Below are 17,421 nucleotides of genomic sequence, written 5' to 3' on the forward strand. Positions count from 1 at the left end.
AGATCGTCCATTCGGACGATCTTGATTTTACGATTCAGGTGATGCCGGAACAGCGACTACGACTTGCGGATTTTTTCGACAATTGCCGTGGTCGAGCTGTTTTCCACCAACCCCAGCACTTTTACGACCCCGCCATAAGCGCTGACGATGTCCGCGCCGACCACTTGATCGATACCGTAGTCGCCACCCTTCACCAGCACATCCGGCTTGACCTCGCGGAGCAGGTTTTCAGGTGTGCCTTCAGCAAAGCTGATCACCCAGTCCACCGCACCCAGACCTGCAAGTACAGCCATGCGGCGGTCAACGCTGTTGATCGGACGGCCCGGCCCTTTCAGACGGCTGACCGACGCATCGTCATTGACCGCGACAATCAGACGGTCGCCCTGGGCCCGTGCTTGCTCGAGGTAGGTTACGTGGCCGGCGTGCAGGATGTCGAAACAACCGTTGGTGAAGACGATCCGCTCTTTGTGCGCACGCGCATCGTCGACCGCCAGCAGCAGTTGTTCGAGGCCCAGCACGCCGCGCTCGGAACCTTCTTCACGCTGGATGGCGCGACGCAGCTCCGGGGCGCTGATGGCCGCTGTACCGAGTTTGCCAACAACGATGCCCGCTGCCAGATTGGCCAGGGCCACCGCGTGCGGCAATTCTTCACCTGCGGCGATGGCGGCAGCGAGGGTGGAAATCACCGTGTCACCGGCACCTGTCACGTCGAACACTTCGCGTGCGCGCGCTGGCAAATGCAGCGCCGGATGGTCCGGGCGCAGCAGGGTCATGCCGTGCTCGCCGCGGGTCACCAGCAAAGCGCCGAGATCCAGGTCCTGCATCAGCTGCGCACCCTTGCTCACGAGGTCGTGCTCGTCGGCGCAACCGCCGACGATGGTTTCGAATTCGCTGAGGTTTGGCGTAATCAGGCTGGCGCCCCGGTAGATCGAGAAATCCTTGCCCTTGGGGTCGGCCAGTACCGGAATGCCCCGGGCACGGGCGGCCTGAATCAGTACCTGGTGATTCTTCAGCGCGCCTTTGCCGTAATCGGACAGCACCAGCACCTTGATGCCTTCGAGCAGCTCGTCGACCTGCTCGGCTAACGCCAGCGCGTCGGTGGCAAAGGGTTCTTCGAAGTCGATACGCAGCAGTTGCTGGTGCCGGCTCATGACCCGCAGCTTGACGATGGTTGGCTGATGCGCAATGCGCTGAAAAAGAGCCCGTACGCCGGCGCCGTTGAGGCTATTGACCAGACTGTCGGCGGCTTCATCGTCGCCGGTCACGCCGACCAGGGAGGCAGGTGCGCCGAGAGCGGCAATGTTCAACGCAACGTTGGCGGCACCGCCCGGGCGGTCCTCGATTTGCTCGACCTTGACCACCGGAACAGGTGCCTCAGGGGAAATCCGCGAGGTACCACCATGCCAGTAACGGTCGAGCATGACATCGCCGACCACCAAGACAGGGGCTTGATCGAATCGCGGCATGGACAACTTCATGGAGCAACCCACATACAAAATGAACAGGGCCGCGATATTAGCACAGGGTTGGCCAGAGCTTGCGCAGCGGCTTTACCGGGCTGGAGTCAAGAAGTGTAAATGTTCACGTTCAGACAAGGACACCCGGGTACCTCAGGGTACACCGGATGTTTTTAGCGACGCGGAAAGCCGTTCAGCATGCCGCAGCGGCAATCAGGTGATGCCGTGCGGAGCAGGTTCGTCCAGACCCATGGCGTGCAAGCGCGAATAGTAACCGCCCTCGGCCAGCAGTTGAGCATGGGTACCCCGCTCGACGATTTCACCGTGATCCATGACCAGGATCAGGTCAGCCTTCTCGATGGTAGACAGGCGGTGCGCAATAACCAGTGTTGTGCGACCTTTCATGACCTTGTCCAGCGCCGCCTGGATGTGGCGCTCAGACTCTGTATCCAGGGCGGATGTGGCTTCATCAAGAATCAGCAGCGGGGCGTTTTTCAGCAGTGCCCGGGCAATCGCCAGACGCTGGCGCTGGCCGCCGGACAGCAATACGCCGTTCTCGCCGACATCCGTGTCCAGCCCTTGTGGCAGCTGAGCGATAAAGTCCATCGCATTGGCGTCTGCAGCGGCTTTCTCGATGTCCTCACGCGGTGCGCCGGCCAGGTCTCCATAGGCAATGTTATTGGCGACCGTGTCATTGAACAGCGTGACGTGTTGGGTCACCTGAGCGACATGGCGCCGCAGATTGCGCAGGCGATAGTCTTCGATTTCCACGTTATCGAGCAAAATCTCGCCGATTTCGTGATGATAAAAACGCGGAATCAGCGCGGCCAGTGTCGACTTGCCACTGCCGGAGCGCCCTACCAGCGCAATCATCTGCCCCGGCGCCGCTGTGAAGCTGATGTTTTTCAGCACTTCACGTTCTGTTCCAGGGTAAGTGAAGCTCAAGTTGCGGACTTCCAGATGTCCACTGACCCGATCTTTCTCGACAGTACCCTTATCAACTTCGGGTTCGACGTCCAGCTGCTCGAAAATACTTTCTGCGCCGGCGACGCCTTTCTGAATTGTCGAACTGACTTCCGACAGTTGCCGAATTGGCTTGGGTAACAGGCCGGCTGCGGTGATGTAGGCCACCAGGTCACCGGCAGTCGCATCGCCGCGCAGGAACAGCACAAGGAACATCAGCACCGCCATGGCGGTATAAATCACCAATTGCAGCATCGGGGTGTAGATCGCTCCCGTCTTGGTCATCCGAAGCTGTTTGTCGGTGTTGCTGTGGCTGGCGTTGGCAAAACGCTGCTGTTCGTAGCCTTCGCCACCGAAACTGCGCACCACGCGATAACCCTGAATAGTCTCAGACGCGACGTGAGTCACGTCGCCCATGGCCACCTGGATTTTCTTGCTCTGCTTACGAAATTTCTTGCTGGTATTGCCGACCATGAACGCGATCACCGGCAGAATTGCCAGCATCACCAGCGTCAGCTTCCAGTTCATCCACACCAGGTAGGCAAACAGGAACACCACGGTCAGCCCTTCGCGGATAACCACTTTGATGGCGTCAGTAGCGGCGCCGGTAACCATGGTCACGTTGAAAGTGATGCGTGAAATCAGGTGCCCTGAATTATGGGTGTCGAAATAACGGTTGGGCAGCACCAGCAACTTGTTGAACAGTTCGACGCGCAGATCGTGCACCAACCCCAGCGAGACTTTCGCCAGATAGTAATTACCCAAAAAAGACCCAAGGCCCTGCCATGCGGCAATCAGGATGATCAGCAGCGGCACCGCCATCAGCAGCTGCAGGTCTTTCAAATAGGGCACGTTGGGGAAGAGCACGGCTTCCGGGTTGCTCAAACCATCGACAAAATACTTGAGAATCCCCGCCAGCATTGGCTGGGTGGAGGCAAAGATCACGAAGCCCACGATACTCAGGAGGAAAAGGCCAACATAGGGCTTTACATACCCCAACAGCCGAAAATAAATTTTCAGGCTGGAATCCTGTCCCGCTTTGGGCGGTGCGTCACTCATCGTAGAGCTCACTGGTTAGGTAGAACGCGGAATTTTATCACAAGCATTGGGCTTGACCCGCACCCAGACCAAAACGCTGGCCAGGCCCACGGGCAGCCAAGTGATAAACCATTCGGGCCGGGGTGTTCCGGTCAGGTTGGCGGCATCGAATTGCAGGGCCAGCGAGGAAAACAACCAGATGCCGATAACGCCTTGCGCATAAATCGTTTCCCTGGCTTTCCAGGCCTCGCGCAGCACCGCCAGCCACACCGTGCACCACAACAACAGCCCCGGCAGCCCCAACTCGATGGCCACATGGGTGAACAGGTTGTGCGAGTGATCGAAGTACACACTGTCAGCGAACACCTTGTAGTTGCCGCCGAGACCGAGTCCGAGCCACGGATGCTCGCTAATCATCTGCAAACTAGCGACCAGGATCTGCGGGCGATAGGACACGCCACGCGCCAGGACCAGAGGTTCGAGCACCCAGAAAGCCAGCATTGCCACCACCAACGCAGAGACGGCAATGACCCGGCTGCGCTTGTCGCGACACCAGATCGGCATCGCAAGGACCGTGAGCAGCAGCGCCAACGCCGCGCCTCGACTCTGGCTGAGCATCACGAACACGCACAGGAAGCTCAGCGCTATCACCCAGCCCACCTGCATCCAGCGTGAGCGTGGCACCCAATGGAGCAGCCAGACGGCGGCCAGACCGATGACATATCCGCCCAGAATCGGATGCGACAACTCGCCTAATCCTTCGACGCGCGCAACCCAGCCGTTCTGATTGATCCCGTAAAACCGGATAATGGCCATCAATGCCGTGACCGCCAACCCGATGCCGCCCCATTGCATGACGCGAATCACCCGCTCGGAGCGGCCATTGGCAAACACTGGAAAAAACAGCAAGAACAGCATGATGTAGAGCAGACGCTTGGCTTCACGACTGGGTTCTTCAGTATTCGTCCATGAAAGACTGATCAGCGACCAGATCAGCAACCCGAGCATCGGCAAATAAATCCAGCGTTGCTCACGGAGCAATTCCACGACCCGGACCCGCGCCGACCAGCAAAACACCAGGGCCGGCAACCAGAGCAAGGCGATAAGCCCTTGCTGAAAAACCTTGTTCGTAGGCGCTAGTGCGATGGCCAGCAGAAACCACAACAACCCCACCGTCATCCATGTTTGCGCCCAGCGTGTTTCGTGCATCAGATTGCTCCTGAGAGAGTCCACCCGATAACCCGGATGGTTAAAGCCGAAACTTTTCGGCATCATTGCCTGCTACTGTGCCCCGCCATTTCAACAAGGCTTCTCTACGATGCAATGCTCCCGCCTTCCGCAAGTCGCACTGGATCAGATGATTGAAGGCGCAAGAATACTGGAGGCCGACGGCTTTGGGCCGAAAGTCTACCTGTTACAGGATGGGAATATGCTCAAAGTGTTTCGGCGCAAGCGTCTTTTCTCATCAGCGCTGTTTCGTCCGTATTCGAAACGCTTTATCGACAATGTTGCCAAACTGCAAACGCGCGGCGTGCCGACCTTGCAAGTGCTGCGGTTTCATCGACTGCCGGCTCCAGGCATGACCGCTGTGCTCTACCGCCCCCTGGCCGGGGAGACCCTGCGACAGCTCTCCGAAAAACAGGGTTTCGACTGGCAACAGGTGCTGCCGGCCCTGACCGGGTTGATACACCGGCTGCACCAGTCGGGGATCTATTTCCGCTCCCTGCATCTGGGCAACATCGTGGTCACACCGGACAACCAAATGGGCCTGATTGATGTAGCGGATATGCGCTTCTTCCGAGGACCTTTACCCAAGCGCCTGGTCAAGCGCAACTTGCAACACTTCGCTCGCTATATTGCACGGGAGAAGCTGAACGACACCTTTCCAATGCAAGCATTGGAAAGGGCAGTGCTGGCATCATGAAAGCAATGCACGGGCGTCCTGACTGAAACGCAGCCAGGCGTCCTCGGGAGCCAGCACCCTGTATTGATCGGCGGCGATTTGTTCAGGGGAAACGCTGAAGGCATTGACGATGGCATCGCTCCAGCCACGCACATCGTCAATCGGGGCATACCAGCCGGCACTGGCCAGTTGTTCGCGAAATACCGGCAGCTCGCTGGCCAGCACGGGAACGCCCGCCATGACCGCCTCCTGCATGATCAGCCCCAACCCTTCGCTCAACGATGGAATCGCTACCCAGTCAAACGCCCGGTAAAGTAGCGCTGCGTCGTCCAGATGGCCCGGCAACGAGACGCTACTGCGCAAGCCCTGTTGCTCGACGCGCGCTTCAAGCGCGGCTCGCGCCGACCCTTCGCCAATGATCACCAGTCGCAGATCGGGACGCTCCTGTAGCGCTGCGGCAAAAGCGTCGAGCAGGCAGCCGAAGCCTTTTTCCGCGACCAGACGCCCCACCGCACCCAGCACCGGCGAGCCATCCTGGGGCAACCCCAACCGACTCCGGGCTTGCTGTCGAGAAAGTGCGGCCGCGCGAAAGGCCACAGGATCAAACGCGCTACGCAGCGTCTTGACCGGCATTTGCAGCTCCTGGCTCAACGAAGCTGCAAGCGTATTCGATACCGCAGCGAGGGTGAGTTGGCCAGGCGCAAGTCTGTGAAAGAGCGCCGGGTCAGCCGGATAGAGTCGTGACGACCCGTGAAAAATCACCACGGCGCGGATATGCGGCAGCGCTTGGAGTAAAGGCAACAAGATGCGCGCAACACCCAAGCCGTCAATCAGCAGCACGCGCGCATCGCTGTCCTTCAAAGCCTTGTGGAACCTGGCCAGCATCCAGGGTCTGGTCAAGCGCCAGAAATGGCGTCCCTTCAATCGGGCGGATGACAGCTTCCACTCCTTGGCTTCATCAACATTGCCGCCGCAACCGGCCGCCGAACCCTGCAGCAACCAGGTCTTGATCGGCATGGAAGGGTCCGCCTGGGACAATATCTGCTGATGCACCTTGTGAATCGAGGCAAACGGCGCTCCGCCGGCCCACATGACGTTGAGAATACTCATAGGCGGGGGAGCCAATGTCTGGAAATCTGCAAACGAGCTGCGGTGCACCTAGTTGATAAACCAGCCAATGCAGACTCCCAGCAACAAAAATAATGCGGACCTGATCTGTTCGCGACGACTGCGGCGCGCCTTGCGTTGCCGCTCGGCAGGCGTTTGCACGTGCTCACCGAAACCGGTATGCAAAACGGCGTCAGCCTCGAGCGTTACGGCGTTCAGGTTGAGCTGTGCATAGCGTTGCGAGAGCGCTTTCTCGCCACCGTGCGCGGAGAACGGGGCACACAAACGATACTCCTTGAGTCGGCGCAACCCGGGATTGAGCGAGAACCCCTGCCATTCCGGTTTTTCGGAGATCAGCGGGTAGCAGGCCACGCCGCCGATGACTTCCCTTGCTCCACGATGAATGTAGGGGCTGTGCACCTTCAAGTCGTAAATATAGTTGCGAAGCCAGACTTGGAGAATCTCCTCACGCGCATCGAGAATGGTCATGGAGTCTTCGACGAACCCCCAGCGGTAGAACTGCCAGTCGTCTTCGCAATGGAAGATGTACGGCGTCTTGACGTGTTCATAGGCCAGGTCGATGGATGCCAGTTGACCCAGCTTCGGGCGATTGACGAATACCGTGCAATGATCCTTCCAGTGAGCGGGAATGATCGAGCGAACGCCCTCGTCGCCGGCATCTTCGGTGATGAACACCTCACGAATGGCAGCCGTATTGAATCGATCAAAGCTCTCGAGCGTCGCCTTGAGCAAATCCAGCCGGCCACAACTGGTGACCACCAATGTAATGTTGCTTTGTTGGGAAAATTGCACCTGATTCTCAATAAAGTCGAAGTCGGCAGCAATATCAATCGCCGAGTGAACCTTGTCAAATGCCCAGATTAAGGCGAACTGTCTGCAGGAAACTCAACGGCGCACGCGCACGCAATGCCGGCTCGAGTTCCTCAACGATCCGCTGACCGATACGTGCAAAGCTGAACTGGCTGACTGCCAGGTCACGACCGTTGCACGCAATACGCTCAGCCAGCTGCGGATCCGCGCGTAACCTGCGCAGCTTTTCCTGGAGTTGTGCAATGTCCTGATAGAACACCACGTTGTGCATATCCTCCAGGCCCAATGCATTACTTTCTGCCGCGCCCTGATCATAGGCGAGCAACACACAGCCGCAAGCCATGGCTTCGAAATTCTTGATCATGAACTCGCCCATGCCGACATCCGCGCTGACAAAAAAGCGTATGCGGTTGAGCGTGTCGCGGTACTCGTCACCTGAATTGGTGCGGGTGACCACCAAGGGTTCGACACGTGCCAACTCATCAAGCAATGCCTTGCGAGCGCTGTAGGCGGCGCTACTGGTGCTGCCTACAAACGCCAGTTCGATATCGCGCTCGCGGCCCTGGTCCTGCAACAACGCCTGGTCATAGCCCTTGGGAACGAACACGGCGTCAAACCCTTCTGCGCGCAAGCGTTCGCCAACCACGAAACCGGAGGTGATGATTCGGGCCCACGGCATACGCCGATAATGCGCGCTGAACTTGCCGGCGTACTTGCAGGGAATGTAGTTCTGGTAGGCGTCGTGCTCGAGAATCACCAGATTGGGGATTGTCCGAATGAACCCGGCCTGGCGAATCTCCTGCTTGAAGCGCAGAAAGAAAACGATGCGGTCATAGCGCGACAGGTCGACCTCACGACGGAAGTAGCCACGCAGGTTGCGTTGCTCCTCACTGCCGAGCCAGCGCATCTCGCATTCGCAGTGCGCGGCAACGCCTTCGTACAAGCGGTCGAGAATGGCTCGCTGATCTTTCTGGACCAGAAATAAAACTTTCATCGTCTTCCCTGCTTCAGCTTCAAGCCCTTGCCTCACGTTCAATGACGAAGGGCAGCTGCCAGAAAACGTCACGCACCGCGCGATCGGAAAAGCGCTCGTGCAAGCGGTCGAGCATCAGCTGCGCACACTGCTGACGCTCCTGATCATCCATCGCGGCCAGACGTTGCAGGCCCTGAGCCATGCGCTCGGCATCGCCCAGCGGGAACAGAATGCCGACGCCTTCGACCACTTCCTTCGCACCGCCGCACGCGGTCACGAGCAAGGGCAAACCAGCAGCCATCGCCTCCAGCAACACCATGCCGAAGGGTTCGTGATCGGAGCTCAACGCGAACACATCGAAGGCGCGAAAATAGCGCCGGGCCTCGGGAACCTGGCCAAGGAACAGCACACGGTCGGCGACCCCCAGTTCGCGGGCCAGCGTCTTCAGATCCTGCTCCAGCCGGCCAATGCCGAGAATCGCCAACTGGCTGTCCGTCGGCAACCCCGGTAACGCCGCGGCAAACCCACGCAGTAGTGTGGCCTGGTCCTTGTCCGGGTGCAGCCTGCCAACGTTGCCGACAACCCAGGCATCCATCGACAAACCAAGGGCTTCCCGGGCCTCGCGAACTGACACCTGACTCTCTTGCAACGCAAGCACATCGATGCGGTTGTAGAGCGTCTGGATTTCTCCGGCCGGCCATTTCGGCAAGCTGTGGCGGATGTCATCGCGCACCGCATCGGCAACCCCGAGCAGACTCAGGCGCTTGCGGAAGATACCGGCGAAGAGTTTGCGTGTGTCGCGCGTGTAATCGCCCAGCGCATGATGCACGCCGATCACCGGCAAAGATGTCCCAAGCAAAGCGATGTAGATCGGCTTGAAACGATGGGCAATGCAAAAACTGAAATTGCGGGAAGCGGCGATCTTGCGCAAGTCGATGATGGCGCCCAGCTTAAGGCCACGAATGGCCTTGGAGCTGTATTCCATGAACAACACTTCGTCAGAGGCGCACCCCGCAGCGACCTCGGCATCGGCGACCCCGGTCAGAAACACCGTGGTCACGCGATAGCCGGTCCCCGCGAACAGGCTGGCGTACTGCCGCGCGCAGTCCAGAAACGGCCCGTCATAGCCGTGACAGAACTGCAGCACATGGCGTTCAGCCGAGCGTGTCATATGCGTCTGCGCCCTCTTTGACCACCAGAATGTCTTCCATAATCAGATACTGCAGATCGGATCCGAAGAACATGTTCAGGGCATCGGTCGGCGAGCAGATCATCGGCTCGCCGCGACGGTTCAGGGAGGTGTTCAGCGACACGCCGTTGCCGGTCAGTACTTCGAGCGCCTTCATCATGTCGTAGTAGCGCGGATTGTATTCGCGCTTGAGCACCTGGGCCCGGGAAGTGCCGTCCTCGTGAACCACTTCCGGCACGCGGGTCTTCCACTCTTCAGATACTTCAAAGGTGAAGGTCATGAACGGCGCCGGATGATCGATCTTGATCATTTGTGGAGCAACCGTATCGAGCATCGACGGGCAGAAAGGCCTCCAGCGCTCGCGGAACTTGATCTGGTGGTTGATCCGGTCGGCAACGCCGGTCGCGCTCGGGCAACCGATGATCGAACGACCGCCCAACGCACGCGGGCCAAACTCCATGCGCCCCTGGAACCAGGCGACCGGGTTGCCATCGACCATGATTTTGGCGATGTTTTCCGGCATGTTCTCAAGCTTGCGCCACACAGGTTTGCTCGGGTGACGAGCGCAGGCGGCGAGCACGTCTTCGTTGCTGTACGACGGACCGAGGTAGACGTGTTCCATCTTCTCGACCGGCACGCCACGGGCGTGAGACACGTACGCCGCCGCACCGACCGCAGTGCCGGCATCGCCGGAGGCAGGCTGAACGAACAACTCTTTGACGTCATCGCGGGCGATGATTTTCTGGTTCAGTTTGACGTTCAGCGCGCAGCCACCGGCGAAGGCGAGTTTGCCGGTTTCCTTGAGCACATCGCCCAGGTAATGGTCGATCATTTGCAACGCCAGTTTCTCGAACAGCGCTTGCATGCTCGCGGCGTAGTGGATGTACGGCTCGTCGGCAATGTCGCCTTCGCGCTTGGGCCCCAGCCACTCGATCAGTTTTGGCGAGAAGTAAAAACCCTTGCCCTTCTCTTTATAGCGACGCAGGCCGATCACGTTGGCGTAGTCGGTGTTGATCACCAGCTCGCCGTTTTCAAACGAGGCCAGACGCGAGAAGTCATATTTGCCGGCATCGCCATACGGCGCCATGCCCATGACCTTGAATTCACCATCGAGCATCTCGAAACCGAGGAACTCGGTGATCGCGCCGTACAGGCCGCCGAGGGAGTCCGGGTCGAAGAATTCCTTGATCTTGTGAATCTTGCCGTTCTCGCCGTAACCGAAGAACGTTGTGGCGTACTCACCCTTGCCGTCGATTCCGAGGATCGCGGTTTTCTCTTTGAAACCGGAGCAGTGGTAAGCGCTGGAGGCGTGGGCCAGGTGATGCTCGACCGGTTCGATCTTGATCTTCTTCGGATCGAAGCCCAGTTGCTCGAGGCACCAGACGATCTTGTTGCGATAGCGCTTGTAGCGGCGGTTGCCCATGAGGATCGCGTCGAGCGCACGATCCGGGGCGTACCAGTAACGCTTGGCATAGTGCCAGCGCGCCTTGCCGAACAGGCTGATCGGCGCGAACGGAATCGCCACCACGTCTACGTCCGACGGTTTGATGCCGGCCTGCTCGAGGCAGAACTTCGCCGATTCGTATGGCATGCGGTTCTTTGCATGTTTATCGCGCACAAAGCGCTCTTCTTCAGCTGCAGCGACCAGCTTGCCGTCGATGTACAACGCTGCTGAAGGATCATGGCTAAGGGCGCCGGACAGGCCAAGAATCGTCAATGCCACAGGGGTCTAGCCTCTTAAGTCTGCATGCAGGCGCAATGCGCCTCAAAAATTAATGTGCCTTCGCGATGGGGCGACGGGCAGCTAAAGGGCGGGATTATAGCGTAAACACGGCAGGAATGACCCAGCGGTAATTACCTGCATCAGGAAGATGCCGGGAAAGCGCGAGAAGCCGTATTCCAAGGACCACGTCTCCGGCAAATGCGCTCCGAAAACGTCAGGGCAAACTAGCATCGGGCTTATTCAGGGCACAGTTCATGGGCTCCGAAAATCATGTAGGACTTTTCACAAAATCTTGTCCACTCACCAGGTCTGTTCAGACAGCGCTGGAAACATCGCGCGGCAAACGCTGATCAATCAGCTGATATAAAGCACTGCCTTGTGGCCAGTTACGCATGAACCGCGCCCGGTCTCGCGCATAGGCCGGGGCGAAACTTTCCACTGAGCCGTGCTGGCGCATCGAGTCGAGATCGATGAGCACCCAGCGATCGTCTTGCCAGAACAGGTTGTGGCCCTTGAAGTCGCCGTGGCTGATCCGCTCGCGAATCAGCTCGGCAAACAAATGATCCAGGGCCGCCAGCTCGGCTTCGGGCGCATCGCCACGTTCAACGTAGGGCGCAAAACGCGCGATGACGTCTGGACCAGACAAGTGCTCGGTCACCAGATAAGCCCGACTGCGCAATCCAAGGAAGCGTTTCTCGAGCACCGCCAAGGGTTTGGGCGTCGCAACACCCAGGAACGCCAACCGATGACCTTCGCGCCAGGAATGCCACGCTCGGCTTGGACGCCAGAAACGCTTGAGCCAATGAGCGAACCCTTTGATGTTGTAGCGCTTGATCAGCAACGTGCGAGTGCCGACCTCGACCTTGCCAACACTGGCCGTGCCACCGGTTTTGTACAAGTGGCCTTGTTCGAGCAACGCATCGGCCTGTTCCAGCACCCGCAGCATCGCCGCCTCTTCATCGCGGCGTGTCGCGCGCAGACCGAACGGCCCGCGCTGAACGCTGAATAACGTACAGTCGCGACCGGCCTTGTCCAGATAATCCTTGAGGCGCCAGGCGCGGACCTTGTCGATCTGCTTTTGCAACGCCTCCATGGGCAACGCATGTTCGCCATTGCTCAACAGGTAATACACCAGCAATTCTTCGGTGAAGGGCGCCAGCGACTTGGGTAGCTGGGCGAAAAACACCCCGAGATTTTCCAGCACTTTCTGGCGCGACAACGGCTGACCCGGCGTTTCGCCCCGGATACCGGCACCGTCAATCAGGTACAGTCGACCGCCTTGGCGCAGCAGATTGTCCAGGTGCAGGTCCTCCTGCCAAAGGCCCTTGCGATGCATTTGCCCGACCGCGCCCAGCGCATCGGCCAACACCGCCGATTGCTCATCCGCCAGCATTGGCAAGTGCTCGACCTGTTGCCAGGCATCCCCGAGGCTTTCGGCATTTTCCAGAAAATCGAACAGCAGCCAGCCGCCCTCGCCATCCTTCAAACCGTCGGCCAACAGCTGCGGCGTGGTCAGCCCCTGCGCCGCGAGCAAGCGCACGCCGCCCAGCTCGCGTTGAAAATGCCGAGCAGCCTTGCTGCCCACCAGCAACTTGGCCAGTACCGGGCGACCGCGCCAGATGCCGGCGCCAACATAGCGCTGGCCCGGCAACACCCGCAACAGACTCAGCAGTTGCAAATCGGCAGGCCCGGCCGCATCGGCCAGGGCAATGTTCAGGGGCAGCTCAGGTTGACGGCCGGCGTTTTTCAGTTCGGACAATCGCATCAGATAGCACCCTTGTAACTGCGCCGCGCGGTCAGGCGCGTCAGCCAGCCGTCGATCAGCGAAGCGTCTTGTGGCTGCTCGAGGTAGGCCGCGAGCAACTCGCGCAAGTGCCCTTCATTCCACTCTGGCGCCCGCCGCGTCAACGGCTCCAGATCCTTGACCCGATCACGCTGACCGAACAACAGGGGCCGGGTTTTTTCCAGGTCAATCAGCTGAGCGACGTAACCGGCGTCAGCAACCTGAAGAAAAATGTGTTTGGGATAAAAGCAGCCGTGAACCTGACGCGCACCGTGCAGACGCCGGGCCAGCCGGCCACAGGCCTGCAGGATCGCCGACTGCTGCGCCGCGCTCAGATCCGACCAGTGCTGCAACAGCGAATCCAGATCATCCCAGCCGTCGAGCGCGCGCGTCAGCAAGATCGCCCGGACTTCACCATCGACCTTGCGCTCCCCGAAGTATGACGCCTTCAGCGCCGGAATACCCAGCTTTTCGTAGCGACTGATGTTGCGAAACTCACGGGCGAAACTCGGCTCACCCAACGGCGCATGCAACGTATGCATCTGGTAATTGCTTTGGCGCTTGAGGTAGAACCCCTGCCCCTCCAGGTCCAGCCGGGACACGCTGCTCCAGCCACCACGCACGCTGTTGGGCTCGTCCACTACGTCGAGCTCCCTGGCCCACAGCGCGTCAAAGGTACCGAGGCCATGGCGCTCAAGCAGCGCACGGTCTTCAGCGGCGAGAAAATCTGTCATTCGCGACCCTCGAAAAATCTCAGCACATGACGAATGCGCTTTTTATCCGCGGCATCGAGCCGGGGCTGTTGCCGGTATTGCAGGTAAAAACGCAGGCGCTGAGTGGCCGACAACTGATATTTGGCAACCTTGTCGAGGCAGGCGAGGTCTTTGGTGATGCGATACCTGAGCCAGAAACCGCGCCAGAAATCACCGTTGGGGCAGTCGATCAGGAACAGCCGCGCATGATCGTCGATCAGCAAGTTGCGCCACTTCAGATCGTTATGGGTGAAGCGGTGGTCGTGCATGATCCGGGTATAGCGGGCCAACTGGCGGCTGACAGTGTCGACCCAGGCGCGGTCTGCCAGTTTAGGATCGTGTCGTTCGGCCAGGGCCGACAGATCTTCGGTATGCGGCAATTCCCGGGTGATCATCGCCCCCCGATCGTAGGTCGCGCCGCGCCGTTCCAGGCCCCAGGCCACCACTTCGGCAGTGGGGATGTCCCACTTGGCGAAACGTTTGAGATTCTGCCACTCGGCCTTCACCCGGGGTTTGCCCAGATACCGACGCAGGCCTTTACCGGCGCCCACGTAGCGCTTGACGTAATAGTTCACGCCATTGCGCTGCACGCGGATGACTTCGGACAACGGATCACGCGTCAAACGCTCGCCTTGCAGGGCAAACACCGCGTCCAGGCTACCGAAATCGTCAGCCAGATCGCTGTAGGCGGGCTCCAGTTTCCAACCCGACATCAGAGCGCATTCCCGTAGCGCTGCTTACGGGCGTAGAGCTTGTCGGCCTTGCTTTCCAGCCACACCAGCAAACCACTTTCGTCGCCCAGAATCTGGCGCAGGGGGCGCTGAAAATAGCCCTTGAGGAAACGCATCTTGTCGCGCCGGGTCAAGCCGATATCCATCGCGGAAAAGTACAGCGCCGCCAGGTCCTTGTTCCGCCAGCGCGGGGTAATCGTCGGACGGGTCTGGGCGCGATGCAGGTCGATGACCGAGAGCTTCAAGTCATTGGCGGCCACCGGTTTGTCGGTGTGCAACAGGAAGTGACAAATGTAGCAATCGCGGTGGTTGACCCCGGCACGGTGCATCATGCCGGTCATGCGTGCGACTTCGGCAATCAGCGCCCGCTTGAGTGTCGGCTCGGGAGGCTGCGCGGGCCAATTCATGCAAAAATCTTCAAGACTGATGGTGGGCGCCAATTCTTCGGTGATGATGAACGAATCATGGTCCGCCGGGTTGGCCCCCTTCTCGCCGTAGGCGACGGCGGTCATGGTCGGTACGCCGACTTCCTGCAGGCGCTGAATGGCGGCCCATTCCTGACCCGCGCCGAGCACCGGCAACTTGGCCGTCAGCAGGTTCTTGAAGATCTCGCGCCAGCCGATGCCATGGTGAATCTTTACGAAAAAACCATGGCCATTCACTTCAGTACGCAAAGTGCGGCGCGCTTCCAGTTCTCGGTAAACCTCGCCCTCGAGACGTTCGACTTCGGCGAACGGGTCGCGTCCGGCCCAAAGGCTTTTGAACGGTTCAGTCAGCATCAACTTCATTAAGCGTGCTCCGCCAGAATCACATCAGCCGCGTGTTGCGGCATGCTGTAGAGGTCGGCCGTGTCGGCAAAGGCCAGACCATTGCGGCTCCAGGCCGCGCGGGCCGTTGCATCGTTCAACATGCCGGTCAGGTAGTGCGTCAATTGCAGCTGATCGAATGGATCATCCAGCACCAGGCCGGCATCGGCCTCGGCGATGTAATGAGCGTAACCACAGACCGCGCTGACCAGCACCGGCAGCCCGGCCACCAAGGCTTCAAGCAGCACGGTCCCGGTATTTTCGTTGTACGCCGGGTGGATCAGCAGATCGGCACCGAGCAGAAAACGCGGGATGTCGCTACGGCCCTTGAGGAACGTGACGTTGTCACCCAGGCCCAACGTGGCGCTCTGCATCTGGAATAACTTGGGGTCATCCTGGCCGATTACAAACAGCCGGGTGCGTTTCTTCAGATCAGCGGGCAATGCGGCCAGTGCCTTGAGGCTGCGATCGACGCCTTTGGTCTTGAACCCTGAGCCGATCTGCACCAGCAACAGGTCATCGTCTTCAAGGCTGAATTCGCGGCGGAAATCCGCGCGAATCTCAGCGGCATTGGGCGGCGCGCGGCGATCCTGAGAGATGCCCGGCGGCAGCAGATGAAAGCGCTCCAGCGGCGTGTCGTAATGCTTGATGAACAGCGGCTGCTGCACTTCGGAAATCATCAATATCTCGGTCTTCGCGTTTCTGGCGAACACCGCACGCTCGTACTCGGCGAAATGCCGATAGCGGCCCCAGCGCCGGTACAGCGAGTTGCGCAGGTTCTGCGCCTTGTCTTCGAAGCAACCATCGGCGGCATAGTAAACATCGAGGCCAGGCATCTTGTTGAAACCGATCAGACGGTCCACCGGACGCTTGGCCAGGTCAGCCGCCATCCACTCGCTGAGCTTCTCGTTGCGGCGGTGATTGAAGAAGGCTTTCACTGGTGCCACCAGCACTTCGAAACCCGGCGGTACATCACCTTCCCAGATCAAGGTATAAACGCGAATCTGGTGGCCGCGCTGCTGACATTCCAGAGCGATGCGCATGAAATCACGCTGCAGGCCACCAAATGGAAAGTACTTGTACAAGACGAATGCCAGTTGCATCAGCGCAGCTCCTCAGCCAGTAACAACGTGCTCAGTCGGGTGGCGACACGCTCGGGATTCAGACGCGTGAAGCACAGTGGCCACTCGCGTTTCAGGTCGAACTGACGGGCATCTCCGGCCGTCGGTTGATAGGTGCATTTCTTTTGCAGGCACGGCGCACATGGCCAGTCGCTGGCCATGTGAATCTGCGCCTTGCCATAGGCACCGGTCAGGCCCGGATTGGTCGGGCCGAACAGTGACAGGGTCGGCACGTCGAGCGCAGCGGCGAGATGACCCAGACCGGTGTCTACCGCGACGCAAGCCTGCGCGCCGGCGAGCACTTTGCCGACGCCCGCCAGGTTCAGTTTTGGCAGCACTTCGACGTGGCGCATGTCCTTGGCAATGCGCTCAGCCCGAGCCTTCTCGGCCGGATTGCCCCACGCCAGCTTGACGCCGACGCCCAGATAGCCGACCCGCTCGGCGAGTTCCCGCCAGTAGGCTTCGGGCCAGTGTTTGGTGTCCCACGTGGTGCCGTGCAGGAATAACACGTACGGATTTTTGCGCGGCAATTCCACCAGGCGCTCGACGTTGAGGCCGTAGTCGCCCAGGCCTCTTGGCAAGTCGTAACCGAGGGCGATGGCAAACAGCTGACGCACTCGCTCCACCGCGTGCTGACCACGGCCAACCGCCAGGCGCCGGTTATAGAAACGTGCAGCCATCGGCTCGCGCGCCGAGTCTTTATCGAGGCCGGCCACCGGGGCTTTGACGTAGCGCGTCAGCCAGGCGCTCTTGAGCAAACCCTGGGCGTCGATCACCAGGTCATATTTGTTGGCGCGAACGCTTTGCTTGAAGCGTTTCCATTCGCCGCTCTTGAAGGTTTGCCAGAGGTTCTTGCGCCAGCGCCGGATCGCCACCGGAATGACTTTGCCGACGGCGGGATGCCAGGTCGGGATTTCGGCAAAGCCTTCTTCCACGACCCAGTCGAATGTGATCCCGGGGATCGCCCGGGCCGCGTCGGTCAGCGCTGGAAGCGCGTGAATCACGTCGCCCAGCGAAGACGTCTTGATCAACAGAACCCGCAAA

15 protein-coding genes are annotated in these 17,421 nt (G+C 59.6%); 1 reads left to right on the forward strand and 14 read right to left on the reverse strand.

Annotated features, from left to right (window positions below):
* Positions 1–56: 56 nt before the first annotated feature.
* The 3 genes from hldE to ACYZTS_RS05130 all read right to left on the reverse strand — a co-directional run bounded on the left by hldE (position 57) and on the right by ACYZTS_RS05130 (position 4,667).
* Positions 57–1,478: a bifunctional D-glycero-beta-D-manno-heptose-7-phosphate kinase/D-glycero-beta-D-manno-heptose 1-phosphate adenylyltransferase HldE gene (gene hldE, locus ACYZTS_RS05120; protein WP_461994484.1), complete on the reverse strand. Its 1,422-nt coding sequence runs from the start codon at positions 1,476–1,478 to the stop codon at positions 57–59.
* Between the two features lie 192 nt (positions 1,479–1,670).
* Positions 1,671–3,479 (reverse strand): lipid A export permease/ATP-binding protein MsbA, encoded by a 1,809-nt coding sequence (gene msbA, locus ACYZTS_RS05125; RefSeq protein WP_028623981.1) that lies wholly within the window; start codon positions 3,477–3,479, stop codon positions 1,671–1,673.
* 15 nt (positions 3,480–3,494) lie between these two features.
* Complete coding sequence (locus tag ACYZTS_RS05130) at positions 3,495–4,667, reverse strand: O-antigen ligase family protein (RefSeq protein ID WP_461994486.1); 1,173 nt, start codon at positions 4,665–4,667, stop codon at positions 3,495–3,497.
* A gap of 148 nt (positions 4,668–4,815) precedes the next feature.
* On the opposite strand from ACYZTS_RS05130, the gene ACYZTS_RS05135 reads away from it, so the two are divergent.
* Positions 4,816–5,382, forward strand: coding sequence for a BUD32 family EKC/KEOPS complex subunit (locus tag ACYZTS_RS05135; RefSeq protein WP_461994488.1), 567 nt, complete (start codon positions 4,816–4,818; stop codon positions 5,380–5,382).
* On the opposite strand, the gene ACYZTS_RS05140 is transcribed toward ACYZTS_RS05135, so the two are convergent.
* From ACYZTS_RS05140 to waaC, 11 genes are all read right to left on the reverse strand, one after another.
* On the reverse strand, positions 5,377–6,471 hold the full coding sequence (locus tag ACYZTS_RS05140; RefSeq protein WP_028623984.1) for a glycosyltransferase: 1,095 nt from the start codon (positions 6,469–6,471) through the stop codon (positions 5,377–5,379). The two genes, ACYZTS_RS05135 and ACYZTS_RS05140, sit on opposite strands and share 6 nt — an antisense overlap.
* A gap of 48 nt (positions 6,472–6,519) precedes the next feature.
* Positions 6,520–7,281: a glycosyltransferase family 2 protein gene (locus ACYZTS_RS05145; protein ID WP_461994490.1), complete on the reverse strand. Its 762-nt coding sequence runs from the start codon at positions 7,279–7,281 to the stop codon at positions 6,520–6,522.
* A 55-nt stretch (positions 7,282–7,336) separates the two neighbouring features.
* The gene (locus ACYZTS_RS05150; protein ID WP_461994492.1) at positions 7,337–8,293 is read right to left on the reverse strand and encodes a glycosyltransferase family protein; all 957 of its coding nucleotides are present in this window, start codon (positions 8,291–8,293) and stop codon (positions 7,337–7,339) included.
* 19 nt (positions 8,294–8,312) lie between these two features.
* Positions 8,313–9,443: a glycosyltransferase gene (locus ACYZTS_RS05155; RefSeq protein ID WP_461994494.1), complete on the reverse strand. Its 1,131-nt coding sequence runs from the start codon at positions 9,441–9,443 to the stop codon at positions 8,313–8,315.
* Positions 9,427–11,184 carry a carbamoyltransferase family protein gene (locus ACYZTS_RS05160; protein ID WP_028623988.1) on the reverse strand — a complete coding sequence of 586 codons (1,758 nt, stop codon included), beginning with the start codon at positions 11,182–11,184 and terminating at the stop codon, positions 9,427–9,429. Before ACYZTS_RS05160 ends, ACYZTS_RS05155 begins: the two co-directional genes overlap by 17 nt.
* A gap of 313 nt (positions 11,185–11,497) precedes the next feature.
* Entirely contained in the window at positions 11,498–12,949 is a 1,452-nt protein-coding gene (locus ACYZTS_RS05165) for a lipopolysaccharide kinase InaA family protein (RefSeq protein WP_461994496.1), read from the reverse strand.
* Positions 12,949–13,701, reverse strand: a complete 753-nt coding sequence (locus ACYZTS_RS05170; protein ID WP_028623991.1) for a lipopolysaccharide kinase InaA family protein — start codon at positions 13,699–13,701, stop codon at positions 12,949–12,951. Before ACYZTS_RS05170 ends, ACYZTS_RS05165 begins: the two co-directional genes overlap by 1 nt.
* Positions 13,698–14,432, reverse strand: coding sequence for a lipopolysaccharide kinase InaA family protein (locus ACYZTS_RS05175; RefSeq protein WP_028623992.1), 735 nt, complete (start codon positions 14,430–14,432; stop codon positions 13,698–13,700). The genes ACYZTS_RS05170 and ACYZTS_RS05175 overlap by 4 nt, the downstream gene beginning before the upstream one ends.
* Positions 14,432–15,238: a lipopolysaccharide core heptose(I) kinase RfaP gene (gene rfaP / locus ACYZTS_RS05180; protein ID WP_461994499.1), complete on the reverse strand. Its 807-nt coding sequence runs from the start codon at positions 15,236–15,238 to the stop codon at positions 14,432–14,434. Before rfaP ends, ACYZTS_RS05175 begins: the two co-directional genes overlap by 1 nt.
* Positions 15,238–16,359, reverse strand: a complete 1,122-nt coding sequence (locus ACYZTS_RS05185; RefSeq protein ID WP_461994501.1) for a glycosyltransferase family 4 protein — start codon at positions 16,357–16,359, stop codon at positions 15,238–15,240. The genes rfaP and ACYZTS_RS05185 overlap by 1 nt, the downstream gene beginning before the upstream one ends.
* A complete protein-coding gene (gene waaC / locus ACYZTS_RS05190; protein WP_461994503.1) occupies positions 16,359–17,420 on the reverse strand; it encodes a lipopolysaccharide heptosyltransferase I in 1,062 nt (353 codons plus the stop codon). The genes ACYZTS_RS05185 and waaC overlap by 1 nt, the downstream gene beginning before the upstream one ends.
* Between the last annotated feature and the right edge of the window lies 1 nt (position 17,421).

It is taken from the genome of Pseudomonas sp. TMB3-21 (assembly GCF_054898145.1).